The 24,199-nt window shown below is 66.3% G+C and carries 22 protein-coding genes, 1 tRNA gene and 1 pseudogene; 14 read left to right on the top strand and 10 right to left on the bottom strand.

The window, feature by feature from the left end; translation table 11 throughout:
* Positions 1–81: 81 nt before the first annotated feature.
* Positions 82–879: a hypothetical protein gene (locus RPIT_RS09230; protein ID WP_077342549.1), complete on the top strand. Its 798-nt coding sequence runs from the start codon at positions 82–84 to the stop codon at positions 877–879.
* A 259-nt stretch (positions 880–1,138) separates the two neighbouring features.
* Here the strand turns inward: RPIT_RS09230 and RPIT_RS09225 are convergent.
* Positions 1,139–1,211: transfer RNA gene (locus RPIT_RS09225), tRNA-Lys, on the bottom strand.
* 306 nt (positions 1,212–1,517) lie between these two features.
* Between RPIT_RS09225 and RPIT_RS09220 the strand changes: the two genes are divergently transcribed.
* From RPIT_RS09220 to RPIT_RS09195, 6 genes are all read left to right on the top strand, one after another.
* Complete coding sequence (locus tag RPIT_RS09220; RefSeq protein WP_226996246.1) at positions 1,518–2,420, top strand: glycosyltransferase family protein; 903 nt, start codon at positions 1,518–1,520, stop codon at positions 2,418–2,420.
* A complete protein-coding gene (locus RPIT_RS09215; protein WP_077342547.1) occupies positions 2,417–3,496 on the top strand; it encodes a glycosyltransferase family 4 protein in 1,080 nt (359 codons plus the stop codon). Before RPIT_RS09220 ends, RPIT_RS09215 begins: the two co-directional genes overlap by 4 nt.
* Positions 3,493–4,479: a glycosyltransferase gene (locus tag RPIT_RS09210; RefSeq protein WP_077342545.1), complete on the top strand. Its 987-nt coding sequence runs from the start codon at positions 3,493–3,495 to the stop codon at positions 4,477–4,479. Before RPIT_RS09215 ends, RPIT_RS09210 begins: the two co-directional genes overlap by 4 nt.
* A complete protein-coding gene (locus tag RPIT_RS09205) occupies positions 4,476–5,318 on the top strand; it encodes a glycosyltransferase family 2 protein (protein WP_077342543.1) in 843 nt (280 codons plus the stop codon). The genes RPIT_RS09210 and RPIT_RS09205 overlap by 4 nt, the downstream gene beginning before the upstream one ends.
* Positions 5,315–6,301 (top strand): ATP-grasp domain-containing protein, encoded by a 987-nt coding sequence (locus tag RPIT_RS09200; RefSeq protein WP_077342541.1) that lies wholly within the window; start codon positions 5,315–5,317, stop codon positions 6,299–6,301. Before RPIT_RS09205 ends, RPIT_RS09200 begins: the two co-directional genes overlap by 4 nt.
* Positions 6,302–6,393: 92 nt before the next feature.
* Positions 6,394–7,077, top strand: coding sequence for a uridine kinase family protein (locus tag RPIT_RS09195; protein ID WP_197971685.1), 684 nt, complete (start codon positions 6,394–6,396; stop codon positions 7,075–7,077).
* A 147-nt stretch (positions 7,078–7,224) separates the two neighbouring features.
* On the opposite strand, the gene RPIT_RS09190 is transcribed toward RPIT_RS09195, so the two are convergent.
* Positions 7,225–7,626 (bottom strand): nuclear transport factor 2 family protein, encoded by a 402-nt coding sequence (locus RPIT_RS09190; RefSeq protein WP_077342539.1) that lies wholly within the window; start codon positions 7,624–7,626, stop codon positions 7,225–7,227.
* 90 nt (positions 7,627–7,716) lie between these two features.
* Here RPIT_RS09190 and RPIT_RS09185 point away from each other — a divergent pair, with 90 nt between their 5' ends.
* Both RPIT_RS09185 and RPIT_RS09180 read left to right on the top strand, forming a co-directional pair.
* Complete coding sequence (locus RPIT_RS09185; protein WP_226996245.1) at positions 7,717–8,094, top strand: winged helix-turn-helix transcriptional regulator; 378 nt, start codon at positions 7,717–7,719, stop codon at positions 8,092–8,094.
* Positions 8,095–8,535: 441 nt separating this feature from the next.
* Entirely contained in the window at positions 8,536–9,207 is a 672-nt protein-coding gene (locus RPIT_RS09180) for a hypothetical protein (protein ID WP_077342537.1), read from the top strand.
* Between the two features lie 883 nt (positions 9,208–10,090).
* Here RPIT_RS09180 and RPIT_RS09170 read toward each other — a convergent pair.
* The gene (locus RPIT_RS09170) at positions 10,091–11,455 is read right to left on the bottom strand and encodes an IS1380 family transposase (RefSeq protein ID WP_169835162.1); all 1,365 of its coding nucleotides are present in this window, start codon (positions 11,453–11,455) and stop codon (positions 10,091–10,093) included.
* 351 nt (positions 11,456–11,806) lie between these two features.
* On the opposite strand from RPIT_RS09170, the gene RPIT_RS09165 reads away from it, so the two are divergent.
* Together RPIT_RS09165 and RPIT_RS09160 are read left to right on the top strand one after the other, a co-directional pair.
* Positions 11,807–13,177 carry a NucA/NucB deoxyribonuclease domain-containing protein gene (locus RPIT_RS09165; RefSeq protein WP_077342533.1) on the top strand — a complete coding sequence of 457 codons (1,371 nt, stop codon included), beginning with the start codon at positions 11,807–11,809 and terminating at the stop codon, positions 13,175–13,177.
* 2 nt (positions 13,178–13,179) lie between these two features.
* Positions 13,180–13,599: a DUF6924 domain-containing protein gene (locus tag RPIT_RS09160; RefSeq protein WP_077342531.1), complete on the top strand. Its 420-nt coding sequence runs from the start codon at positions 13,180–13,182 to the stop codon at positions 13,597–13,599.
* A 758-nt stretch (positions 13,600–14,357) separates the two neighbouring features.
* Here RPIT_RS09160 and RPIT_RS09155 read toward each other — a convergent pair.
* The 4 genes and pseudogenes from RPIT_RS09155 to RPIT_RS16160 form a co-directional block, all read right to left on the bottom strand.
* Positions 14,358–15,722, bottom strand: coding sequence for an IS1380 family transposase (locus RPIT_RS09155; RefSeq protein WP_169835162.1), 1,365 nt, complete (start codon positions 15,720–15,722; stop codon positions 14,358–14,360).
* Positions 15,723–15,869: 147 nt separating this feature from the next.
* Positions 15,870–16,598, bottom strand: a complete 729-nt coding sequence (locus RPIT_RS09150) for a hypothetical protein (protein WP_143028264.1) — start codon at positions 16,596–16,598, stop codon at positions 15,870–15,872.
* A 615-nt stretch (positions 16,599–17,213) separates the two neighbouring features.
* A complete protein-coding gene (locus RPIT_RS15930; RefSeq protein ID WP_250637770.1) occupies positions 17,214–17,738 on the bottom strand; it encodes an IS5 family transposase in 525 nt (174 codons plus the stop codon).
* A gap of 76 nt (positions 17,739–17,814) precedes the next feature.
* Positions 17,815–18,057, bottom strand: a pseudogene (locus RPIT_RS16160) (transposase); the annotation flags it as partial.
* 218 nt (positions 18,058–18,275) lie between these two features.
* Between RPIT_RS16160 and RPIT_RS09135 the strand changes: the two are divergent.
* Together RPIT_RS09135 and RPIT_RS09130 are read left to right on the top strand one after the other, a co-directional pair.
* A complete protein-coding gene (locus RPIT_RS09135; protein ID WP_077342523.1) occupies positions 18,276–18,722 on the top strand; it encodes a hypothetical protein in 447 nt (148 codons plus the stop codon).
* Between the two features lie 25 nt (positions 18,723–18,747).
* The gene (locus RPIT_RS09130; protein WP_077342521.1) at positions 18,748–19,281 is read left to right on the top strand and encodes a DUF421 domain-containing protein; all 534 of its coding nucleotides are present in this window, start codon (positions 18,748–18,750) and stop codon (positions 19,279–19,281) included.
* Here RPIT_RS09130 and RPIT_RS09125 read toward each other — a convergent pair.
* Entirely contained in the window at positions 19,278–19,607 is a 330-nt protein-coding gene (locus RPIT_RS09125) for a thioredoxin family protein (RefSeq protein WP_077342519.1), read from the bottom strand. The genes RPIT_RS09130 and RPIT_RS09125 overlap by 4 nt on opposite strands.
* Before the next feature lie 50 nt (positions 19,608–19,657).
* The gene (gene treS, locus RPIT_RS09120) at positions 19,658–21,448 is read right to left on the bottom strand and encodes a maltose alpha-D-glucosyltransferase (RefSeq protein WP_226996244.1); all 1,791 of its coding nucleotides are present in this window, start codon (positions 21,446–21,448) and stop codon (positions 19,658–19,660) included.
* A 152-nt stretch (positions 21,449–21,600) separates the two neighbouring features.
* On the opposite strand from treS, the gene RPIT_RS09115 reads away from it, so the two are divergent.
* Entirely contained in the window at positions 21,601–22,107 is a 507-nt protein-coding gene (locus tag RPIT_RS09115; RefSeq protein ID WP_077342513.1) for a hypothetical protein, read from the top strand.
* A 481-nt stretch (positions 22,108–22,588) separates the two neighbouring features.
* On the opposite strand, the gene RPIT_RS09110 is transcribed toward RPIT_RS09115, so the two are convergent.
* Positions 22,589–24,193 (bottom strand): phytoene desaturase family protein, encoded by a 1,605-nt coding sequence (locus RPIT_RS09110; protein WP_077342511.1) that lies wholly within the window; start codon positions 24,191–24,193, stop codon positions 22,589–22,591.
* Positions 24,194–24,199: the final 6 nt, after the last annotated feature.

Here is a 24,199-nt window from a genome sequence, read left to right as displayed (position 1 = left end):
CCGACAGGAAGCCCTCGACCGTCCTGGTCGACCGCGGCTACACCTACCTCGACACCGGCCAATTGGGCACGCCCCGTATGGATGCGCGGAATCGAGCAGGTCCTCGACCTCCACACGACCCAGCGGGGAACTCGCCCCGGGCCGATCCCCGGCACCATCTTCGTGGACGGTGGCCTGTTCAAGGACACCCTCCCGAAGGACCTCCGCTCGCTGGGCGGCTTCTCTCTGGGCGTGAGCGCCGAGGCCAAGGCACTGCTGGCCGCGCAGTACGACCGGCGCAAGTACCACGCCTTCACCCCCATGGGAGCGCCGAACTACGCGCGAGCCACGCAGCGCTACCGCGACCCGGTTCTCTCCGGCACGATGCGCTGCGCGAACCACCCGGCCTCGCTGCGCCTCGACGCGGCCCGTTACCCCCAGACCCAGTGCGTCGAAGGTGAGCCGTGCCACTGCGGCACTACAGTGACCCTCGGCCCCGACGACCAGCTCAACCTGCGCCAGCGCGTCCTCTACGGCACCACCAAGTGGAAGGCGTCCTACGGTCGCCGCTCCGTCGTGGAGTCGACCAACGCTTGCGCCAAGGTGCACCACGCCCGCCTCACCCGGCACTCGACCCGTGTCCGAGGGACAGAGCGCAACGGCATCCTGCTGTCGTTCATCCTCGCGGCGGTCAATGCCTCGATCCTTCTGACGCGCTACGGCTACGACGTGGGCGATCCACCGCAGGTCGCAGACGACGAGGTGATCGAGCCGCTGCCCAGCGCGAGGCCGACGAAGGCCCTGCATCGCCAGCGGAAGTTCAGCCGCCCGCGACGGGCCCAGGCACCACCCGGCCCTGCATACACCGGACCCCCCCCACGACGCCCTGGGTCACGGTGAAGCGGACAGCCAAGTCCCCCGGCAAGAGAAGCGTCAAGACGAAGTAGCAACCACAGCGATGGCGCCTGCCCGGGAACACCCGGGCAGGGGACGTTTTGCGTCTGGAAGCGCCCCGCGCACCCTCAACCGACCGGCGTGGCGGGGTGGAGGGTGCGCTTGGGGCCCGAAGCCGTGAGATGGGTCTGGCCAGAGGGCCCGAAGGACCTCTGGCCAGCCATTTCCTGAGTCGATGGGGCCACATTGACTGTGACGCCATTCGTACACCACCAGGGACTCGAACCCTGAACCCGCTGATTAAGAGTCAGCTGCTCTGCCAGTTGAGCTAGTGGTGCCCGCGAGGATTAATACTAGACCCCGCCGGTACAGACCCACAAATCGGCCTGTGTGGAACGTCTGCCTCACCCCTAGGAGTGCGCCCGAACGGGTGTATCTTCCCAAGTCGCACGGTGGTTCACTGGGCAGGTTCTAGGAGGATCTGGCTTGACCATTATCATTGCTAGCGTTCCCGCCGGGCACGTCTACGTACGACGACTGGCCCATCCGGCGGGCGACGACGTGGTTCGGCTCAGCGACCCACCGCCCCCGAGGCGAGCACCGTTGAGCAATGGTGGCCACCGGTGATGCTGAGCCCCGGATGGGTGACCGACAACGCCGACAGATTCGACGTCTTCCACATCCAGTTCGGCTTCGACGCCTGCTCGGCCGACGACCTGCGCCGGCTCGTCGGTGAGCTGCGTGCGGCGGCCAAGCCGCTGGTCTACACCGTGCACGACCTGCGCAACCCCCACCAGCCCGACCGCGCATTGCACGATGAGGCCCTCGACGTCTTGATCCCGGCGGCGGACGCGCTCATCACCCTCACTCCGGGCGCCGCTGATGAGATCCACCGACGCTGGGGTCGGGACGCTCAGGTGCTGCCGCACCCCCACGTCGTCGACGAGCCCTGGCTCCACCACCCTCGGCCCGAGCGAGAAGAGCGGGTGGTGGGGCTCCATCTGAAGAGCCTGCGCGCCAACATGAATCCGCTCCCCGTCCTGGGCATTCTGGCGGGCCTGGTGGCGGAACGCCCTGGGATGAAGCTCATGGTGGACGTGCACACCGACGTCGTCACGCCGGGAATGCGCAACTACGACGAGCACGTGGCGTCGCTTCTCCACGGGGGGCGCATGGCGGGCCGATTCGACGTCCACGTGCACGACTACTACACCGACGACGAGCTCTACGACTACTTCCAGCGGCTGGACCTGTCGGTGCTGCCGTACCGGTTCGGGACCCACTCGGGGTGGCTGGAGGCCTGCTACGACCTCGGCACCCGGGTGTTGGCCCCCGACGTCGGGTACTACGCGGACCAGAAGCCAGGCGTGCTGACGTACCACGTGGACGGTGAAACCCCCGACGCGGCCGACATCGCGAGCGCACTCGACGTCGTTCTGACGACCGCGGAGCCGTGGCGAGCCGACCCGGGCACCCGGCTCCGGGAGCGCACTGAGCTCGCGGAGGCCCACCGGCGCCTGTACCTCGAGCTGCTGGGGCGCCGATGATCCGCCGCATCGCCGTGATCGCAGGCTCCCGCTACCCCATCCGTGCGCCGTTCGCGGGGGGCATGGAGTCCATCACTTGGCACCTGGTCGAGGGGATGCGCCGACGAGGGGTGCCGATCACGCTGTTCGCGGCTCCTGGCAGCGACCCGCAGCTGCAGGCCGAGACGATCGAGGTCGAGCCCCTCGTCCTCAGCGACGCCGCCCGTGCGGATGTGGCGATGCCGCCGGAGAAGACTCTGCGGGAGCACCACGCCTACCTCCAGGTGATGCTCGAACTCGGGCGCCGGGACCTCGACGTCGTGCACAACAACTCCCTCCACTACCTGCCGATCGTGATGGCCGAACTGCTGAGCGCCCCTATGGTCACGACGCTCCACACGCCCCCGACCCCGTGGCTGGAGCCTGCGGCGCGGATTGCCAACGCCGCCGACATCCGCTACGCCGCGGTCAGCGCGGCGACGGCGGAGCAGTGGTCTGGGATCGTCGAGGCCACCGTGATCCCCAACGGCGTCGACCTCGACCAGTGGGCCTACGGCGACGGCGGCGACTCGCTCGTCTGGACGGGACGGATCGTCCCGGAGAAGGCACCGCATCTGGCCATCGCGATCGCCGAAGCGACCGGGCGGCGCCTCCGCATCGCCGGCCCCCGCCCAGATCCCGGCTACTGGGGCACCTTCATCAAGCCGCACCTGGGAGATCTGGTCACCTACGAGGGTCACCTCACCGGCCACCAGTTGGCCGAGCTCATCGGCACCAGCGCGGCAGCCCTCGTCACCCCTGTCTGGGACGAGCCGTACGGGCTCGTCGCGGCGGAAGCACTCGCCTGCGGGACGCCCGTCCTCGCGATCGCACGCGGCGGGCTCCCCGAGGTGGTGGGTCACGACTGCGGGCGCCTGATCGAGCCGGGAACGGAGGAGGCCATGATCGCGGCCGGCGCCAGCCTCCTCTCCGAGACGATGGCCCTGCCACGGGCGGCCGCCCGGCGCCACGCCGTCGAGCACTGCTCGTTGAACGTCATGATCGACCGCTATCTGGCTCTCTACGAGGAACTTTCCACCCGCCGGAGGTCGGCATGATCGGTTACTACGTCCATCACCACGGCTCGGGGCACGTCACCCGGGCTCTGACCATCGCCCGCCGCCTCAGCAGCCCCGTGACTGGGTTCTCATCACTGGCGCGCCCGGACGGCTGGCCGGGGGAGTGGATTCAACTGCCGGATGACCGCACCGATCGACCACGTGACGCCGACGCCGGGGGCGTGCTCCACTGGGCGCCGCTCGGCCACCCTGGATACAGCCGCAGGATGGGGGCGCTCGCCTCGTGGCTCTCGGCGGAGCGTCCCCGGGTCATGGTCGTCGATGTCTCTGTGGAGGTTTCGCTGCTGGCGCGACTCCTGGGGGTACCCGTCGTGGTTGTCGCGATGCGCGGTGACCGGACGGACCGGGCACATAAGGCCGCCTACGACGCGGCGTCCGCGCTGTTGGCGCCGTGGACCGAGGAACACCGGGAGCCCACCTGGCCGGTTCGCTGGCTCGACAAGACCGTCCATGTGGGGGCGTTGTCACGATTCGACGGCTGGGAGGCCCCACCCGGGACCAGAACCCGACCCGACCAGGTCCTGGTGCTCTGGGGCGCCGGAGGCAGCGAGATGGGGGAGGAACAGATCGCCGCCGCCCAGGCCGCCACACCTGACTACCGCTGGACGCTCCGAACCCCCCAGCACCCGTCGCCGGACGTCTGGCGGGAAATGAACGAGGCCGCCATCGTCGTGACCCATGGCGGTCAGAACGCGGTCGCCGAGGTGGCGGCGGCCAGGCGGCCAGCGGTGGTGGTAGCCCAGGAGCGGCCCCACCAGGAGCAGCTGGCGACGGCGGCGGCCCTCGCCCGGCGAGGCGTGTGCACGGCGGTGCCGAGGTGGCCGGAGCCTCATCACTGGCCGCAGCTGCTCGCCACCGCCCGCGAGCGGGGAGGGGAGGGCTGGGCGTCATGGAACCCTGGCAACGGGGCTGACGTCGCAGCGCGCTTCCTTGATCGCTTCACGCCGGAGGCCCCCCTATGAGCCGGGTCGCAGTGGTGACCGCCGTCGCGGGTCGACATGAGCACCTCCGCGCCCAGCGCCGGGGACTCGCGAGGTCGACGGAGCCGGTCACCCACGTGGTCGTCGCCATGGGAGACCCGTCGATCTGGGAGGTCTGCCTCGAGCCCCCGTGTGTGCCGACGGAGTATCTCCGTGTGCCCGCCGCGCAGGAACTCCCGTTGGCGGCTGCACGCAACGCAGGGGTGGCGTGCGCTCGACGGATGGGCGCCGACGTCGTTGTCTTCCTCGACGTCGACTGCATCCCGTCCGAGACGCTCGCCACCGACTACCTTGAGGTGCTGGGCGCTCTCGGCCGTCTCGACGGCGACTGCGGAGGCCCCGCCGTCGTGACGGGACGCACCCAGTACCTGCCCCCCGCCCCCGAGGGCGGATACGACCTCGACGCGCTGACGAAGGTGGGGCGCGACCACCCAGCCCGGCCGGTGCCTGAGGACGGCGCCGTGGTGGAGGGCGACGTGCGGCTGCTGTGGACGCTCAACTGCGCCCTCACCGTCGACGACTTCGACGCCGTCGGCGGCTTCGACGAGGGGTACCACGGATACGGCGGCGAGGACACCGACTTCGGCCAGCGCCTCGGACATGCGCAGGGAAAGCTCTGGTTCACCGCGAGTGCCCGGGCCTGGCATCAGCACCACGCTGTCAGCGACCCACCGGTCGAGCACCTCGACGCGATCCTCCGCAACGCCAACCGCTTCCAGAGCCTCTGGGGGTGGTTCCCGATGGAGGGGTGGCTGGCCGGGTTCCAGAATGCCGGCCTGGCCCACCAGCGAGACGGCAAGTGGCAGAAGGTGTCCCGATGAGCGGTCCAACCGACCGACGCCCCCTCGTCATGGTGCTGGGCGACGACATCGACGACCTCGACCACAGCGTGCTGTTCCCGGCACTCAGAGCCCGAGGCGTCGAGGTCACGCGCGTCCACCCGCGCGACCTCGTCACATACATGGACGGCCCCGACACCACCTTCGCCGTCGGGGGCCAAACGATCCGTCCGGACCTCGTCGTCGGGTGGGTACTGGACGACCTGCTGCTGCAGGGGATGGCCCAACTCGACGTGCTGGCCCGCGCAGGGATCGTGATCATCAACGACGCAATCACGCTTTTTCGGGCGCAGAACAACTACATCAACAGCTCCCTCCTGAGCGACGGCGGGGTGCTTCGCTACCCGGTCATCTCAGGTGAGGACCCGCAGGCCCTGCGTGACTGGGCGTCCGAGCATGGCTACCCGGTCGTTGTGAAGCCCGTCCGCGGCTTCGGGGGCAGGGGACTGCGGCGCCTCCTCAACGACCGTGAACTCGAAGACCTTCTGGGCGATCTGCGGCAGGACGACGAGCAGTATTACGTGGTGCCGTGGGTGGAGAACCCGGGCCGCGACATCCGCGTCTACACGGTGGCCCACCACCCTGTGTTCGCCATGTACCGCTACGCCCCACCGGGCAGCTGGGTGACCAACATCCTCGCCGGCGGCGAGAAGGCGATGTGCCCTCTCAACGATCGTCTGGCCGACCTCGCCGAACGCGCTTCGCGGGCCGCAGGGACGCTACTGGGTGGCGTCGACCTGGCGGAGAACCTCGAGACGGGTGACCTGGTGGTCTACGAGGTGAACTCGTGCCCGAGCTCCGAGCCCGCGGCACTGGAGGCGGTGGCGGACTTCCTCGTGTCGGTGGTCGAGCAAGGGCTCGACGCGGCGGTTGCGTCCTGGCGGCCCGCCCGCGTCCACGATCACTTCAATCCCGACCGCTCGCTTTTCCACCGCACCCCGCGGGAGCGTCTGCACCGCAGCTAGGGCGTGTCTCCCAATTCCATGCGACGTCTCGCTCACGACGCGCGTTTCGCGGCATGAGCGAGCATGGCTGCTGTCGGCAGCAGAATGGGGTCATGACCATGACCTTGCTCGAGGGTGAACCCGCTGCGGGGCCTTGGCGGGCCCTCGACACTGCCGAGCTGGTCAATCACGTTTTACAGGTGGCCGGGCAGCCGCTGGGTCGGCCGCAGATCGTTGCCGTGGACGGCAGGGGAGCCTCAGGTAAGTCGACGCTGGCTGCTGAGCTGAAGCGGGCCGTCGCCCGTTCTGCGGTCGTCCACACGGATGACCTGGCCTGGCATGAGCCGTTCTTCGCCTGGGGGCATCTGCTGCGCGACGAGATCCTGGTGACACTGCACCGTGGGGAGGGTGTGCGGTTTCAGCCGCCGGCGTGGGGGCTGCATGGACGCGAAGGCGTGATCGAGGTTGCCGCGGAGGCGGACTTGGTCGTCATCGAGGGCGTCGGCGCAAGCCAACGCGAGTTCGAGCACTTCGTTGATGCCTCGATCTGGGTGCAGTCGGACTTTCAGGAGGCCGAGCGGCGGGGGATCGCTCGCGACATGGCCGAGGGTGTGAACGGTGATCGCGAGCAGACGATCGCGTTCTGGCACGAGTGGATGGCACATGAAGTGCGGTTTCTTGCCGAGCAACGTCCGTGGGAGCGGGCCTGCCTGGTGGTTGCCGGTTCCCCAACCATCGACCTCGATGAGGGGCAGTTCGCCGTAGCGCCTGCACCTTCGAACAACCCGTGGCTCTGATGGTAGGTGCCCCCGCATCTGCCAACGCGACAGTAGCGTGCGGCCACGCTCAGTGCGGCAGATGAGTGCGCTCGTCGTTGGCATTTGCCGCCGGGCGGGCGACTCGTGCTGGCAGTGTTGCCTGCATGAGTCGCGGTTGGGCGTAGGTCAGTTACGTCCCCAAAAGGCGTCCTCGGTTGCGGCGTCCTCTGAGAACAGGTGCACCTCGACGATCTTGCTGTCGCGGACGGTGAGCAGGTCAATGCCGCCCATGTCCATGGTCGCTTCTGCGCGGGACCCTGCGAAGCGCACGGGAACCGCGACGAGGTTGCCGTTGACCATCGAGGGTCCGGTCACGGTCAAGGCGAAAGTGCCCTCGCTGACCTCCATCATTCCGCCGAGCAACGCACCGACGCCGTTCAGACCGGTGTGGTGTCCCGAGAATCGGTGGTTGCCGGGCTGGTGCCAAACCACGTCCGCGCTGAGCAGTCCCATGGCTGCGGGAACGTCGCCCCGGCTGAGCGCGTCGAAGTAGTCCGCAGCCACGGTTGCGGGGGTGGAATCAGTCATGGTTGTTCTCCTCATGCAGTTGGGCTTCTTGGAGTTCTATGGTTACATTTGGTTACCTGTTACCTCAACGTAACCGTCAGGAGGCGTTCCGTGTCTGTCCCGGACTGGGACGTGATGGTGGCGACCTGCCCCTCACGCACCTCACTGGCAAAGATCGCGAACAAGTGGACGGCGATGATCGTGATCGCCCTGGAAGATGGTCCACTCAGGTACAAGGCAATCCTCCGAGCCGTCGATGGAATCAGCGGCAAGGTCCTTGCTGAGACCCTGCGCGACCTCCAGCGTGACGGGATCGTCACGCGTACTGCTTACGACGTGATGCCGCCGCGCGTGGACTACGAACTCACGGCGCTCGGGCAGACGCTGCATGAACCGTTGTCCGCGCTGGGTCGGTGGGCGGAAGAACACGTCCAAGAGGTCATGAAAGCCCGCGAAAGCTACGATGACCGCCTCGACTCAGGGCTATGAGATGGCCCTACTCTCAGCCGTCGTTTGAGCGCCCGCTCACCGGCAGGATCGAACGCGCTGGCTGCGGCAATTGAGGGCGGTCGTGCTCGGGTGCCGGGCAAGCCGGAAGGCTACCCTCGCACACCGCGGCAGAAGCGGACGTTGCCGGCAACCAGGGAGGCAGTCTGTTGGCTGCCAGAGCCAGCGTGCGTTGCCGAGGTAGCGATGCCGAGATTCCCGAAGGCTCTCCTCCCTACGAGGACCCTCCATCCAGCGAGTGCCAAGGCATGGTCTGGGCTGGTCCCGACTCTGCCTGTCCGCGGCCGAGCCCTGCGTGGCGGCAGTGGAGCCATCCCCAGCACGGCGTAGGGTAACCCACGTCGAGCCGGTTCGTGTGTCCCTTAGCCGCAAGGGAAAAGGTGGGCGAGAAGGCAGTGGATTGAAGGACAAGGTGGTCCCCTTATGTCAGATCCTAGGTCTGCAATCGCGGGCATCGAGAATTGGTGCCATCCCAGGGCTCCGGAGGAGTGGCAGGACCTCTGGGGAAGGCTGGGCAATGGTCACGGCATTGACCCGTATCGCGAGTACTGGATCATCTATCGTGGATGGGGGCCGGAAGGTGTCGATCTGCGTTTCTCCGCTCACGCGGTAGATGTTCGTGAAGACTGGACGGCGTTCAGGGCCCTGTACGACTTGGCCTGCACCTCGGACGAGCGGCTGACGGCTCTGCGTGAGGCAGGTTATGGCTTCCAGATCGTGACGTCGACGGAACACACCCCTGAAGAGGTCGCGGAGTACAGGCAATGGTTCTCGGAGATCGACCTAGGCGACTCGGAGGCTCAGGCCGAGTACTTGTATCACACGGTTCTGCTCGAAGTTATTGACATAGACGCTGTTGAGGTGACTGAGGCAGATCTGGTTGAGTTCACCGGAGAGTTCCCATCCATCAAGAACTGGCGTCGAGCAACACAGTCGCTGTGGATGGTTGACTTCTCAGAGTATCCTCGCCCGCTCAAACGGCGAGGCGTCATGGCGGTGAGCTTGGCCATCAACTATGAGCAGCACAACATCCTGCAGCGTGTGCACCGTCATCACAACGCGCACGTCCGCGGAGCTCACCGGAACGATGGTTGAGCACTCGTCAGCAAACATCTCCGATGGAGGACGGCCCTACTTGCCACGGCCAAGCCTAAGGCTGTCCCATGAAGTGCAACCTCGCGGATCAGCGCGTTCAGGCGTAGCGTCCGGCACGGCGCAGTCGCCGCGGCGCGGCGCGGCAACTCCGGATGTTCGGGAGTCCCCTGACCGGCCGGTTCGGAGCCCAGCTGACCCGTCGTGTCAATGGGGGCCCGCAGCGTCCACACCCTCGGAAGTCAGTGTGACCAATCGGCATCCAGGAGACGGTTGATCAGAGCTTCGTACTGCGCCCGATCGAAAGTCACATCCCGATCCCCTGCTGCCCATCCAGAAGGAACGAACCTCGCAAACTGTCGGAGTATCGTGACTTGCGTTCGCTGCCGAGCCTGAGGATTGACATGGAGCTGGGACCGCTATTCCCCCAAGAGGGCTTCCTCATCGGGGGGCTCCTCTTCTATCTGGTCACCATTACAGTGACCGCCTCTGTGGCCTACCTGGTCATCAGAGCAGCGGTCCGAAAGGGCGTCCTGGAGGCATTGACACAGCACCAGAAGACACTGCGTGCCGGTGAGTCCCCAGAGACCTCACCGCACTAGCCCGACCAGTCCGCGGCCCGCCACCTCGCAGCCGTCACCGAAGCGACAGCGAACTTGCAGAACGAAGGCGCGGCTAGCACAGCAACGTGTGTCCGCAGCGCGGCATGATCGGACGTTTCGCTTGGCTTAGCCTCCCTCTTTCATGAGGCGGCTTGAGAGCTGCCAGCTGGGCTGTCGGCGCCCGATCTGAACACTGGGCCGGGTGAGGGCGTGACTGTTGGCCGGCTGACGCTGCCGGTGGGCGGTTCTCCAGGTTTCCTCGGCTTGGTGCGGACGGGCTGGGGTCAGTGCGGTGGTGGGATCGCGGCGATCCGGGCGAACGCGGCCACCAGGTGCTCGACCCAGGGCCAGGTCTTGGGTAGACGCAGTCGTCGCCGTCGGGCGCCGTGAACGAGTCTTGCCGGGACGTGCAGCAGCCGATACCTGAGTGCCTTTGGTTCGGCTTTGGCGAGGTCGCCGTCGAGGGCGAGCATCTTGAGCCAGGCCACCAGATCGGCGGCGATCATCGTCAGTGCAAGCCAGGTCTGGTTGATGGCGAACTCGCGAGACGGGAAACGTCCCAGCCCAGAATCCTTGGCGTGACGGATCCGGTCCTCGACCCGGGCATGCGCCCGATGCCGGGCCTCCAGGAACTGCAGAGTGCCGCTCGTGGTGTTGGTGGCAAACGCTTGATACCGCCACCCGTCGTGGACTTCGAACAGCGACAGTTGAGCCCCGGGATGGGGGCGTTCGCGGCGCAGGATCACCCTCATCCCGGCCGGCCAACTGGTCAGGTCCAGCAGTCCGGTCAGTTCGGCGACGTCCCCGCCTTCTCGGACCTCACCCTCAGCGGTGAGCGCGGGGGACCACAAGCCTGCGGGAAGTTCGGTGATCGCGGCACGCACCTTCTCGCCGATCGTGAACCCCACGCTGTAGTGCAGCGTCCTGCCTCTGACTTGGCCTTGCGCATGGAGCCAGTCCAGCAACTGGTGAGAGGCGCCGGCACCGTCGCAGCGGATCAACAGGTTGCGTCGATACGGCATCGGGATCTGGGTGATCGCCTCGCCCAGGACCTGAATGTGATCGACGGCCGTGTTCGACCCGGCCCGGCCTGTCCGCAGCGCGGCGGCGAGGAACTCGCCCGTGTTGTCGCACCACACACCGATCGGGTGATACCCGAACGTCCTCTTAAACGTCGGCGACGCCAACTCCTTCTCCGAATGCGTCACCACGATCGTGGCATCGACATCCAACACGATCGTCTCTCCGAGATCGGTCCCGGCGACCTTCGAGGCCGGGACACCGCCAGCGGCTGTCAGTTGGGCCCAGACGTGGCGACGGACGCGGGCCCGGGCCGCCTGGATCTTCCTGCGCCTGGCGTCGGTGACCTCGTCCAACGCACGCCACACCGTCGGAGCAGACGCGACCGGCCCCAGCACCTGCCCCTGGTGGCGCAGCACGTCGATGTCGGAGATCGCCTCCCCGCCGTCGGCGAGCATCACCGCGACATCGGTCAGTACCTGGCCGCGGTCATGCACCGAGGGGATGAACGAACGCCGGGCCATCGCCGTCGATAGGGCTCCGGTCAGGCCGGTGTTCTCGGCCAGCATCCTGAGTCCGATGCTGCCGGCGTGGGCGATCACCGCGCCGCCATCGCCGGTCACGGACATACCGGTGGACCACGAAGTACGCTTCACCTACGGAGTGCCTTCCGCTTCAGGGGTTTTGAACAGTCGCATGTCCAAGTATCCCGTAGTCAGAAGGCACTCCGGCCTATCTGCAGCACGCGTCGCTCACTCCGCCATGAACGATCGAGGCTAAGGCCAACAAGGATCTGCGTGGTTTCGACGATTTCGTGGCCGAGCCAGAGTGCGATGACGCTGGTGTCGATGCCGGCGTTCAGCGGCGTTTATATCTAGCTAGAATCCTCCAAAGTTGTCGATTTGTCCGGGCGACCCATGGACGAACAACGTGACGTGTAGTGTCCCAATTCCCCACACCATCACACGAAAGAGACCCAAATGAAAAGGTGGCTTCAACTTATCTTCGTTGGCCTCATTGCCGGTGCGATGCTCAGTCCTATGTCAGCGCACGCTGACACCTTAGACGAGAACACCTTAGACGAGAACTATTCCGTTCCCGCTGCAGAGCCGGTGGCCCCTGCGTCACTGACTCCCCCCACAACAGAAACGTACTTCACCGACCTCGACGGAACCACCGACACCACCAAGCCCACCCTTCTCCCTGCCGTGGAACCCGCCACCAGCACGACATCCCGAGCATCTGCGCAGCTACCTGGCGACTGCGCACAGGTCCGCCAACTCATCGCAGAGAAGAAGGTCTCCGCCAACACACTGTGCTGGGGGGTCGAAGAAGAAACCCCCATCGCTACGCGCAACGCCACGATCATCTCCAACTGCCGGACAATGGCTCCCAACGGCACAAGCTGGGTTGCATTCAGCCGTTTCTACGCTTGCTACCACGCAAAGTCGACTGTGACGTTCTACCGCCCGGCCACCCTGTCTATCGAGGGGCGCATCCCGATCGACTTCTACCAGGCGGTCCAACTGGACCCACAGTCACTAAGTGTCACGACAGCATCTGAAGCGAAGGTCGGCCCGCGCCAAGGGGCACACGGCAGCATCGCCAGCATCAAGCTCACCACCGATACATGCACGGGATGCTCCGTAGTCAACAGTGCGACCACAAAGTCAGGCTCCAGCTTGTACACCTCGTCCGCGACGATGAGTGTCAACTCTCCGGGTGTCAACGCTCGACGCATCGCAGGGACTTCACTGAAGTTGGAAATCACGGCTGCCGTGAACTTCCCATTCTTCTTGTGGAACAAGACCGTCTTCCGGCAGTCCCGCGGAGTGCTGTGGGATTGTGACACTGAGCCCATTGGCAACCTGAAGGCCCCCGGGTGCGTGTTCGGGGGGATAACGGGCACAGTGCTTTTCGACGGGAGGACCCCCGAGAACGGCGGACCAATGTACACCACAGCTATCCATATGTCTGACGCGATGAACTCCGGGCTTCCTGGGAAGATCGGCTCCGGCAAGTACCTGACCCGAACCAACTCCGTCACGATCAGGGACGCCAACCGGAACGCTGCCTGCCCGCGCAGCTTGATCCGACCACCCGGCGGATACGAATGTGACGAGTTCCCGTTTGCTTCGACATTGGAGGGCGGGGCAGCTAACACGAAAGAGGCCCGCACATTCTGGTACTGCAATCTCTCCGACCCACAGCGCACTGGCCCGCTCGGGTTCAGCCGTTGCATGACGCCGCCAGGTGAAGGGTCATTCCAAGGCGGAGCATTGAACAGCGGCTACATGAACCAACGCATCCGCAACGGCGACAAATTCGCCGTCGGCTGGAGCCAAGTGTAGACATGATTCCACTGACCGGACCCAACAGCGAGATCTTGTTCCTGGTCCGCACCGACTTCTCCGATGACGACGCATGGCACAGAGTGGATGAAGTGGCAGGGCGTGAGGGAACCAACGTTGAAACGGTAAACGATCCCGCCAACCGGCACCTCGACGCCGCCACACTTGCGTCGGAACTGCCAACCTTTGCGCAAGGGGTGCTCCTCGCCGACCACGTGACCATGACGACCAGTGAGCAGCTCGTGCTGGTCTATCCAACACGCTACGACGAAGACGAAGACGAAGTGGCACCGTTCCGAGCGCCGGCCGCCCTGCTGGCCTACGTTGTGTGCCCGATTGTGCTCGGGTCCAGGAATTGGTCGGAAGTAGGCGGGCTCGTCAACCAGGACGGGGTATTCAGTATGGATCACCCCCGACCGTGATACGACAGAGGTCCGCAGTCAGGTTCATACCGGCTGCGGACCTCAACCGTTGCGGCGGACAGGGGACCGCATGTCCCGCGTCAAGTAGTTGGCAGGCTTCTTCCGATGTCGACGTTGGGAGTGGTGGGATCGGCGAAATAGCTTCAGTCCGCCTGAACTCACGCGAAACGTGTTGGTAACGGTGCTGTCACCAGCCGCAATGGGGGCACATCGGCGATGTCCGTACGATCTGGATCCTCCGGATGATTGACTGTTGTGGGGATGTCAGAGGGAAGATCTACAGTCGGCTCGCTCTCACCGACGCCCAGACCAGCTACGACCAGGCCATCAGCCGATTCCCCGTCTGAAGATCAACCCGTTTGCGGCTGGCGACACGCTCAGGAGTTCTGGGCCATTGGAGGCGACCATCAAGGTCCATTTCGAGGGCGGCCCGACCCCCGCCACCGGCCAGTTTGAGCGATGTATTCAAGCACGTCGTGCAGTCCTACGGACAAGAGAAGTCTCTCAAGTCGACCATTGCCACTATTCAGTCGGGCAACGCTCACAAGCACGGGTCGATCCAGTGGTTCAACCTCATCGCGCACAGCGCCGATGCTTCCGTTAGCCTCCCTCTTTCATGAGGCGGCTTGAGAGCTGCCAGCTGGGCTGTCGGCGCCCGATCTGAACACTGGGCCGGGTGAGGGCGTGACTGTTGGCCGGCTGACGCTGCCGGTGGGCGGTTCTCCAGGTTTCCTCGGCTTGGTGCGGACGGGCTGGGGTCAGTGCGGTGGTGGGATCGCGGCGATCCGGGCGAACGCGGCCACCAGGTGCTCGACCCAGGGCCAGGTCTTGGGTAGACGCAGTCGTCGCCGTCGGGCGCCGTGAACGAGTCTTGCCGGGACGTGCAGCAGCCGATACCTGAGTGCCTTTGGTTCGGCTTTGGCGAGGTCGCCGTCGAGGGCGAGCATCTTGAGCCAGGCCACCAGATCGGCGGCGATCATCGTCAGTGCAAGCCAGGTCTGGTTGATGGCGAACTCGCGAGACGGGAAACGTCCCAGCCCAGAATCCTTGGCGTGACGGATCCGGTCCTCGACCCGGGCATGCGCCCGATGCCGGGCCTCCAGGAACTGCAGAGTGCCGCTCGTGGTGTTGGTGGCAAACGCTTGATACCGCCACCCGTCGTGGACTTCGAACAGCGACAGTTGAGCCCCGGGATGGGGGCGTTCGCGGCGCAGGATCACCCTCATCCCGGCCGGCCAACTGGTCAGGTCCAGCAGTCCGGTCAGTTCGGCGACGTCCCCGCCTTCTCGGACCTCACCCTCAGCGGTGAGCGCGGGGGACCACAAGCCTGCGGGAAGTTCGGTGATCGCGGCACGCACCTTCTCGCCGATCGTGAACCCCACGCTGTAGTGCAGCGTCCTGCCTCTGACTTGGCCTTGCGCATGGAGCCAGTCCAGCAACTGGTGAGAGGCGCCGGCACCGTCGCAGCGGATCAACAGGTTGCGTCGATACGGCATCGGGATCTGGGTGATCGCCTCGCCCAGGACCTGAATGTGATCGACGGCCGTGTTCGACCCGGCCCGGCCTGTCCGCAGCGCGGCGGCGAGGAACTCGCCCGTGTTGTCGCACCACACACCGATCGGGTGATACCCGAACGTCCTCTTAAACGTCGGCGACGCCAACTCCTTCTCCGAATGCGTCACCACGATCGTGGCATCGACATCCAACACGATCGTCTCTCCGAGATCGGTCCCGGCGACCTTCGAGGCCGGGACACCGCCAGCGGCTGTCAGTTGGGCCCAGACGTGGCGACGGACGCGGGCCCGGGCCGCCTGGATCTTCCTGCGCCTGGCGTCGGTGACCTCGTCCAACGCACGCCACACCGTCGGAGCAGACGCGACCGGCCCCAGCACCTGCCCCTGGTGGCGCAGCACGTCGATGTCGGAGATCGCCTCCCCGCCGTCGGCGAGCATCACCGCGACATCGGTCAGTACCTGGCCGCGGTCATGCACCGAGGGGATGAACGAACGCCGGGCCATCGCCGTCGATAGGGCTCCGGTCAGGCCGGTGTTCTCGGCCAGCATCCTGAGTCCGATGCTGCCGGCGTGGGCGATCACCGCGCCGCCATCGCCGGTCACGGACATACCGGTGGACCACGAAGTACGCTTCACCTACGGAGTGCCTTCCGCTTCAGGGGTTTTGAACAGTCGCATGTCCAAGTATCCCGTAGTCAGAAGGCACTCCGGCCTATCTGCAGCACGCGTCGCTCACTCCGCCATGAACGATCGAGGTTAGTGACTTGGGGTCCCCAGGAAGGTGAGTTCAATCAACACAGCCCACACCAGGACCGTCACCGCGCTCCACGCCAGGATCGCCAGCATGCCCAACACGATGCTGCCCTCCTCGTCGTGCCAGAGACCCGAGTCGGCCATCAGAAACCATCGGCTAGTACGATCGCGAACCAGCGTGACCGTGATTCCCCACCCACGTCCGGGCAGTTCAAAGAGCGGGCGGGTGCTCACGCTGTCAGCCTCCAAGACTCGCGTGCCAAGGACGGTCGGCACGCGTACCGTTCCGTCGCCTCGTGGGTATAGCCACACTCCAGATGCGACGGGCAACAGAAACACGGGTACGCCCATCGCGAAGATGAAGGACAAGCCCATCATCACGTCTGTGATCGGGTGGACCGGGAGCCCGTCCTCGGACGAGGCCGACATCCAGATGCCCGAGGTGAGCCGCGTCACAACAAAACCCAGCGGCCAGGCCACCATGACCGCGCGCCCCACCCAGACCAGTCCCTGGGCAATCCGTCGCCGCCAAAGACCACTCAGCCCCACCGGCTCTGGCCGCAACACCGGGCCGTCGAGCTCGTCGTAGACCGGTCCGTCAGAATCCCGTGCAGCACGCCGTGCAGCATGCCCATCCGGCTGCTTGAAGACGTCTTCATCACGCCCGTTCACAAGAACAGCCTGAGAGCCCAGGCGGCTGACAACAGAAGCGACAGGCCATCGTCTATCCATGTAACTCGATTGGACATGTGTACAAGCCTGACGAGCAAGTGCTTCGCTGCGCAGTACAGGAAGGTTCCCATGAGAAGATGCACGGCAACGCCGGCCGTGCTCCAATAGGACTCCGAGTCAGGAAATAGGAAATATCCAAACAATCCTAGTAAGAAAACCGGAACGATGCCGAGCATGGTCGCACCAAGCGCCACCCCGGAGGGGTCGGCTCGCGGGTCCACCAGAAGCGCTTGGATGGCCCGCAGGTCCATACGATGCAATCGGAGAAATCGGCTGGAAGTCCAGACAAGCAAGGTGATCATGTCGGAAGAGGTGACCTCAGAATGACCCGTCGGGCATGAAGCAGGATCATTTCCCAGAACGCCATTCTGCCCATCAGGTCTCGAAAAATGGTACTTTCGGTCAAGCCACATATGAACCATTTGATCTCGTCCATTAAGTGGGATCGACCTCGTTCAGGTTTCGCCTTCTCTTAGCCATCGGGCATTGTCTCGCTCACCATCGTCGGCACACTCATCACAGTGTACCGAGTCGGCCGGCCGACTTCGCTCCAGACGTCGCGTGGCGGTTTTGGGACATCCGACCATCGGCATGAGCGTGAAACCACGCCCGTGGTCACGGCCGCTCGGTGAGGGCGGGGAGCCATAGAAGGATCGCCCGCATCAGGACAGCGGCGCGGTAGGTCGAGGCGAGCTTGTCGTATCTGGTCGCCAGGCCCCGCCACTGCTTGAACCGCTCGAAGCTGTTCTCGATGACGTGCCGCTTGACGTACCTGCCTGGATCGGTCAGCGGCGGGCGTCCGCCACGCGAACCACGGCGTTTCCGGTTCGACTGCTGGTCCCGAGGTTCAGCGATCACAGCCGTGATCCCTCGACTGCGCAGCAGGGTGCGGTGAACTCGCGAGGAGTACGCCTTGTCTGCCAACACCGCGTCAGGGGTGGTGCGAGGCCGCCCCACCCCGTCGCGCGGGACCCGAACCGCAGCGAGCAGGTGCGGGAACATCTTCGAGTCGCTGCCTTGCCCCGGCCCGACGGCGATGACCATGGGACGTCCCTTGCCGTCGCACAGCTGATGGACCTTCGTCGACAGACCGCCACGCGATCGCCCGATCGCATGATCGACCGGCTCGGGCATCTGCATCATGTAATTCGATGGAGCCCCCCGCGAGGCGCCTGGTGTTCGTCGCGTGCTGGTGGGCACGCGCGATGGTCGAATCGACTGCAACATCCCAATCGATCACGCCCATGGTGTCTGCCCTGGTCAACAAGGCCGTCAGGACCTTGTCCCAGGTCCCGTCGCCTGCGAAGCGGCGGTGCCGCTTCCACACCGTCTGCCACGGACCGAACTCCGCAGGCAGGTCCCGCCACGCAACGCCGGTCCGGTAGCGGTAGATGATCCCCTCGACCACCAACCGGTGATCCGAGAACCGACGACCCCGCCGCCCGTCCGAAGACGGCATGAAGTCCTCGATCAAGTCCCACTCGGCGTCCGAGAGCGTCTGCAACCGCGACATGTGATCACCCTTACCGACGCAGACTGCGGATTTGGGAGACACGCCCTAGTCCTCGCCCGAGGCAGCATTGTTCAGCACCCTCCCAGTCCGACGCGGGTGGAGCTCCCGGCCGACGGCAGGTCGAATCCGCGCGAACTCATCCCGGGGCTCGTAGGGTGGGCGGCATGAACCGCTTCACGGTAAGGCTGCCGGCCCAGTGCCCCGCCCACGAGGCCCTGGGCCGAGTGCTCGACCTGCGCGTCCACAACCAGGTCATCCCGCTGACGACGATCACCCCTGCGCGAGCGTTCTGTGAGCTGAGGCCCGGGTCGAGTTTCGTGGCGCGCACCGCCGTCGGGCGGTTCGGGTTCGACGACCCCATGGTCGTGGAGCACATCGGGATGGTCCCTGGACGCGCTGTCGCACGGCTCCGCAAGGAAGGCTGCGCGATCCGGGGCCAGATCCGCGTGGACTGTCGCGACACCGAGGACGGAGGCTCGACTCTCACCTGGCATCAGGACGTGCACCTGCCGTGGTGGCCGAGGTCGCTGCACTGGATGGCGACCCCGGTACTGAGGGCGGGTTACCGCCGGGTGCTGCGCCAACTTCTCGCCCGTCCTCACGGCACCTGACCCGTCGCCCCACCTGGAGGTCCTCATGTGGTACTCATCGCTTGATCCGATCCTGCGCGTCCTGATGGTCGGCCCCGTCGCCTACCTGCTGGCGGTGGTCGCGATCCGCATCAGTGGTAAGCGAGCGCTGTCCAAGCTCAATGCGTTCGATCTCGTCGTCACAGTCGCGCTGGGGTCGATGCTGGCGACGATCCTGACCTCCTCCGACCTGGCGCTCGCCACAGGACTCACCGGCATCGCCCTGCTGCTCGGGCTGCAAGTCGTGGTCAGCCTCATCACGTCACGGTTCGTCAAGGGACAAACAGCGGTGCGGGCCGAGCCCACGCTGCTGGTGAGACGGGGCGAACTTCTGGAGGAGGCCGTGGTCTCGGCGCGGCTGACGGAGGCCGAAGTGCTCCAGGCGATCCGTGCCGCAGGCTTTGGAGGGCTGGACCAGCTCGCGGCGGTGTGCCTGGAATCCGACGGCAGCCTGTCCGTCGTCGGATCGGACTCCCTGGGCGACGGTACGGCGTTGTCCACCGTCGGGTCGTGGGACTCCGACCCGGAATCCGGCCGCTAGGACCCCGAGAATCCGGCGGCGTCCAGCGCGGCCGTCACGTCGGAGCGATCGGTGGGGCGCACCACGCGGCCGACCTCCTGGCCGTCGCGCAGCAGCACCAGGGTGGGCCACAGCTTGACCCCGAATGAGCGGCCGAGCGGCAGACCCTTGCCGTCGGCCACCTTCACGCGGCGCACGCCCGGACGTCGGTCGAGGGCGGCGTCCAGGTGCGGTTTCGCTGCGCGGCAGTACCCGCACCAGTTGGCGCCGAACTCCAGCGCCACTTCCCCCGACATGGCGTCGACGGCGTCTCGCGTGGGCTGCTCGTCTTCGTATCCCAGACTCATCCCGCAACCCTAGGCGAAGCTGCCAGTGGGCCGCCGGTCCTCGCCGAAAGTCACATCGGGGGCGGATCGGCGAACAGGAGCCACATGTAGCCGTACGGCGGGAGCTCGATCCTGTAGTTGGTCTCGACGACCTCGGGTGCGTCGCCGACACTGCCCGACAGGACGGCCGGCACCCGTCCGTGGAGCCCGTCGAGTTCCAGCACAGCGAGCTGCGGCCAGGCCGTGAGGTTGTTGAGGCAGATCACCCTCGTGCTGCCCTGGCTGCGTTCGAAGGCCATGACGGCGTCGGTGCACTCGAGTTCGGTGAAATCGCCCAGACCGAACACCTCGTGGGCCCGGCGCTGCGCGAGGATGTGTCGAAGCCAGTTCAGGAGCGAGTCGGGGTCGGCCTGCTGATCGGCGACGTTGACATCCGGCGCTCCGTAGGGCGGGGTGCAGGGGATGGGTTGGTTGAACAGGTAGGGGTTCGCGTCCGAGAACCCGGCACCTGGGACCTCGCTGGTCCACTGCATCGGAGTCCGCACGCCGTCGCGGTCCGGTAGCCAGATGTGGTCCCCCATGCCGATCTCGTCGCCGTAGTACAGCACCGGGGAGCCGGGGAGGGCGAGCAGAAGTGCGTGCAAGAGGCGGATCTGCCGCTCGTCGTTGTCGAGGAGGGGCGCCAACCGGCGGCGGATGCCGAGGTTGAGCCGCATCTTCTGCACGGGCGCATACTCGTTCCAGAGGTACTGGCGCTCGTCCTCGGTCACCATCTCGAGCGTCAGCTCGTCGTGGTTGCGGAGGAACGTGGCCCACTGGCATCCCTCGGGGAGGGGTGGCGTGTCGGCGAGGATCTCGCTGATGGCCTTGCGGGAGCCCTGCTTGAGGGCCATGAACAGCCTCGGCATCACGGGAAAGTGGAAGGCCATGTGGAACTCGTCGCCCTCACCGAAGTACTCCACAACCTCCTTGGGCCACTGATTCGCCTCCGCCAGGAGCATGCGCCCGGGGAACTCGGCGTCGACCATGGCCCGGATCTGCTTGAGGATCGCGTGGGTGCCGGGGAGGTTCTCACAGTTGGTGCCCTCCTCCTCAACGAGGTAGGGCACCGCGTCCAGCCGGAACCCGTCCACACCGAGCTCCAGCCAGAAGCGCAGAGCGTCGAGGATCTCCTCAACCACCTTGGGGTTGTCGTAGTTGAGATCCGGCTGGTGGCTGTAGAACCGGTGCCAGTAGAACTGCTTACGAACCGGGTCGAAGGTCCAGTTGGATTCCTCCGTGTCGACAAAAATGATCCTGGCGTCGGGGTACCCGGAGTCGTCGTCGCGCCAGACGAAGTAATCGCCGTAGGGACCCTGCGGGTCCTCGCGGGACGAGACGAACCACGGATGGTCGGCGGAGGTGTGGTTGAGCACGAAGTCGCTGATCACCCGGATGCCTCGCGCGTGCGCCTCGTCCAGCAGCCTCTTCATCCCCTGGTGGGTGCCCAACTGCACCTGAATGCCCGTGAACAATTCGACGTCGTACCCGCCGTCGCGCTCCGGCGAGCGGAAGAACGGCGGGATCCAGATGCAGTCGACGCCCAGCCAGGCCAGGTAGTCGAGCTTGCCGATGAGCCCGTTCAGGTCGCCGGTGCCGGTGCCGGTGCTGTCGGCGAAGGAGCGAACCCAGACCTCGTAGAAGACCGCCTTCTTGAACCACAGCGGGTCGTCGCTGAGGGCTCGTCCCACCGACGGTACGGGCACGGGGGCCGTGTCTGGTGCCACGGGCGTGGGCGACGGCGGCGTCACGGGGGTCGCAGGCTGCGGTATCACGCCGGGCTCCGGCATCCCGCCGGCGCGCGGCTGAGCACTATTGGTCACGATCCCTCCCACCGGTCGCTGGGAGGAGCGACCCGGGCACTACCGTACTCCGAGCCCGCCTCTCTCGAGGAAAGTCCCGTGCGACTAGGCTTTTCACGCTTGCGGGGCCCCAGCTCGCGGTAAGTTGGACCGCACCGACACTGGAGGCTTCCATGCAACGTATCGAACTGGACCACGACAAGTACAGCGCCTACCTCAACCAGCACCTGGTGGCCGCGGACGCGGGAGTGAAGGCCTTCAAGGCCGCGGCGGACACCTGGGAGGGCACGCCCCTGCAGGCCGTCTTCGAGCAACTGCACCGGGAGCTCGAGCAGTCTCATGACAAGGTGAAGGCGCTCATCGAACGCCTTGGCTACGACGTCAGCATGACCCGCAACCTGGTGGCCGGCGTGGCGCATGTTGCGGGACGGCTCAACCCACTCAACTTCACTCGCAACAGCGACGGGTTGATGACCCAGATGGAGTTCGACGCGCTTGCCGCCGCCGTCCGGGCACAGCAGATGATGTGGGAAACCCTCGTCGTGTTGAGCGACGTCGACGACCGGCTCGACCGAGCCGAGATGCAGGCCATGGTCGATCTCTGCGAGGACCAGCGCGCCCGTGTCGTGAAAGCGAGCGCGGAGACGGCGGTCGAGCGCTTTACTGCCGTGCCGGGCTGACCCTGAGCGGGGCCAGCTCGCTCTGCGAGCTGCCCGTCCGTCGAAGGGTGGTCCCTGAGCGGGGCCGGCTCGCTCTGCGAGCAGCCGGTCTGTCGTCGTTGGTCCCTGAGCAGGGCCGGCTCGCTCTGCGAGCTGCCCGTCCGTCGAAGGGTTACGGCCGCGACTCTGATCGCCGCCCTGTGGCCCGGGGGCGGCGGTGGAGCAGCCCGTCGGTCGTAATCGGTCCCTGAGCAGGGCCGGCTCGCTCTGCGAGCAGCCCGTCCGTCGAAGGGTTACGGCCGGTGGTTGATCGCCGCCCTGGGGCCGGGGGCGGCGGCAGAGATCGGGGCCGTTACCCTTCGACAAGCTCAGGGAGCAGCCTGCCCTGAGGTCGGGGGCGGCGGTAGGGATCGGGGCCGTTACCCTTCGACAAGCTCAGGGACCAGGAAGCGACAAGCTCAGGGAGCAGGAAGCGACAAGCTCAGGGACCAGGAAGCGGCTGCTAGAAGTCCGGATCTTGGCGGTGCAGCATCCGCTGGACGCGGGTGGCCGAGCGGCCGATCGGCTTCGACCACCACCGTGCGTCCCGTAAAGCGGCCCTCGCGGCGTTGAAGCCTGCGCCGCCGTGCACCCCTCCGCCCGGGTGCGTGGCGGCGGAGCCCAGATAGAGCCCGTCGATGTGGGTGATCGGGCCGCCCAGGCCCATGACCGGACGCCACGGCCCCTGCTGGAAGAGCTGTGTGGTGCCTGCCCCGAGGGCGCCGTCGACGAGGTTGGCGTTGGCGGCCTCGAGGTCCTGGGGGGTTTGCAACCATCGTCCCTGCTCAATGTCCCGCCACCCCGGGGCGAGGCGATCGAACATCGACTCGAGGGAGCGGAGGGAGGCGGTATTGGCGCCGACCGGGTCGACGGAGTCGACGGGTAGATGCGTATAGGCCCAGAGCGATTCGGTGCCGGCGGGGGAGCGTGTCGGGTCCGCAGTGGTCATCTGACCGACGAGGCTGAACGCCTTGTCGGGGACTCGCCCCATGGCGATCTCAAGGTGCCAGCGCGGCATGGTGTCGCTGGACGCTCCCGCATGGATCACGGCAGCGCGGCGGGCGTTGGCGGCCAGCCACGGCATCGTCGACGAAAGTTGGAGGTTCAGTTTCAGCGTCGGCGGATCCCAGACGAAGCGCTCCAATCTAGCCAGCAGACCGGGCGGGACCTCGTCGGCGGGAAGCAGCCCTCGGTAGAGCGCCGTCGCGGACACGTCGGCCACCACAGCCCTGCGGGCACGAATCCGCGACCCGTCGGCCAGCTGGACGCCGTCGGCCCTCCCCGCAGTGACGGTGATACCCGCCACGGCGGTGTCCAGTTCGACGTCCGCCCCGGCCACCTGCGCCCTGCGCGCCAGTGCGCCGGCCAACTCGCCTGACCCGCCGCGGGGGGTGGGGAAGCCGACGTCCTGGGCCAGCATCGTCATGATGAACGCCATCATCCCGCTGACTGGAGCGAGGGGGGAGACGTCGGCGTGGGCCGCGTTGCCCGCCAGCAGATCCCGCGCCCGCTGACCGCCGAACCACTCCCGTCCCATCTGCTCGGACGGCAGTAAGGCGAACCGGGCGAAGTCGAGCAGCCCTGCGGCACCGAGCCGACGCGCCAACCCAGCCCCGGCGCGGACGGGCGGCCAGCCGCTGAGCAGAGCGTGCAGGAGCGGCTCGCGTACGCGCTCCCATCCGGTGCACATCTTCAGCCAGGCGTCGCCGTCGCCGACGTGATCGGCATCGAGCGCGGCGGCGGTCTCCTCGGGCGTCGACTCGATGGCCGAGCCGGCGCCGTCGTCCTCGTCGGCCACATGGACCACCGACGGGCGGTGATCCACCCAGGTGAGTCCGTGGCGCTCCAATTCGAGATCGCGCAGGACCGGCGAGGCCTTACCCAGCGGGTGGTTGGACGAGAACTCGTCGACGACGAAGCCGTCGATCGTCGTCGAGGCGACGGCACCGCCCACCTTGCTGCGAGCGTCGAGGACGATGACGTCCCAGCCGGCGTCGGCGAGGAGGGCGGCGGCCACGAGCCCGTGGTGGCCCGCGCCGATGACAACGGCGTCGCATTCTCGGATCATGGACCG

The organism is Tessaracoccus flavus (assembly GCF_001997295.1).
GTDB lineage: Bacteria > Actinomycetota > Actinomycetes > Propionibacteriales > Propionibacteriaceae > Arachnia > Arachnia flava.
Note: the sequence above shows the minus strand (reverse complement) of the source record. Positions and strands in the feature narration are given on the sequence as shown.

Bases quoted from the DNA above. Each gene is read 5' to 3' on its own strand.
- RPIT_RS09200 (WP_077342541.1), top strand. From the start codon at position 5,315: ATGAGCGGTCCAACCGACCGACGCCCCCTCGTCATGGTGCTGGGCGAC.
- RPIT_RS09210 (WP_077342545.1), top strand. From the start codon at position 3,493: ATGATCGGTTACTACGTCCATCACCACGGCTCGGGGCACGTCACCCGG.
- RPIT_RS09150 (WP_143028264.1), bottom strand. From the start codon at position 16,598: ATGGATAGACGATGGCCTGTCGCTTCTGTTGTCAGCCGCCTGGGCTCT.
- RPIT_RS09155 (WP_169835162.1), bottom strand. From the start codon at position 15,722: ATGTCCGTGACCGGCGATGGCGGCGCGGTGATCGCCCACGCCGGCAGC.
- RPIT_RS09205 (WP_077342543.1), top strand. From the start codon at position 4,476: ATGAGCCGGGTCGCAGTGGTGACCGCCGTCGCGGGTCGACATGAGCAC.
- RPIT_RS09135 (WP_077342523.1), top strand. From the start codon at position 18,276: ATGAACCGCTTCACGGTAAGGCTGCCGGCCCAGTGCCCCGCCCACGAG.
- RPIT_RS09115 (WP_077342513.1), top strand. From the start codon at position 21,601: ATGCAACGTATCGAACTGGACCACGACAAGTACAGCGCCTACCTCAAC.
- RPIT_RS09130 (WP_077342521.1), top strand. From the start codon at position 18,748: ATGTGGTACTCATCGCTTGATCCGATCCTGCGCGTCCTGATGGTCGGC.
- RPIT_RS09165 (WP_077342533.1), top strand. From the start codon at position 11,807: ATGAAAAGGTGGCTTCAACTTATCTTCGTTGGCCTCATTGCCGGTGCG.
- RPIT_RS09125 (WP_077342519.1), bottom strand. From the start codon at position 19,607: ATGAGTCTGGGATACGAAGACGAGCAGCCCACGCGAGACGCCGTCGAC.
- RPIT_RS09180 (WP_077342537.1), top strand. From the start codon at position 8,536: ATGTCAGATCCTAGGTCTGCAATCGCGGGCATCGAGAATTGGTGCCAT.
- RPIT_RS09110 (WP_077342511.1), bottom strand. From the start codon at position 24,193: ATGATCCGAGAATGCGACGCCGTTGTCATCGGCGCGGGCCACCACGGG.
- RPIT_RS09190 (WP_077342539.1), bottom strand. From the start codon at position 7,626: ATGACTGATTCCACCCCCGCAACCGTGGCTGCGGACTACTTCGACGCG.
- RPIT_RS09215 (WP_077342547.1), top strand. From the start codon at position 2,417: ATGATCCGCCGCATCGCCGTGATCGCAGGCTCCCGCTACCCCATCCGT.
- RPIT_RS09170 (WP_169835162.1), bottom strand. From the start codon at position 11,455: ATGTCCGTGACCGGCGATGGCGGCGCGGTGATCGCCCACGCCGGCAGC.
- RPIT_RS09160 (WP_077342531.1), top strand. From the start codon at position 13,180: ATGATTCCACTGACCGGACCCAACAGCGAGATCTTGTTCCTGGTCCGC.
- RPIT_RS09195 (WP_197971685.1), top strand. From the start codon at position 6,394: ATGACCATGACCTTGCTCGAGGGTGAACCCGCTGCGGGGCCTTGGCGG.
- RPIT_RS15930 (WP_250637770.1), bottom strand. From the start codon at position 17,738: ATGCAGATGCCCGAGCCGGTCGATCATGCGATCGGGCGATCGCGTGGC.
- RPIT_RS09230 (WP_077342549.1), top strand. From the start codon at position 82: ATGCGCGGAATCGAGCAGGTCCTCGACCTCCACACGACCCAGCGGGGA.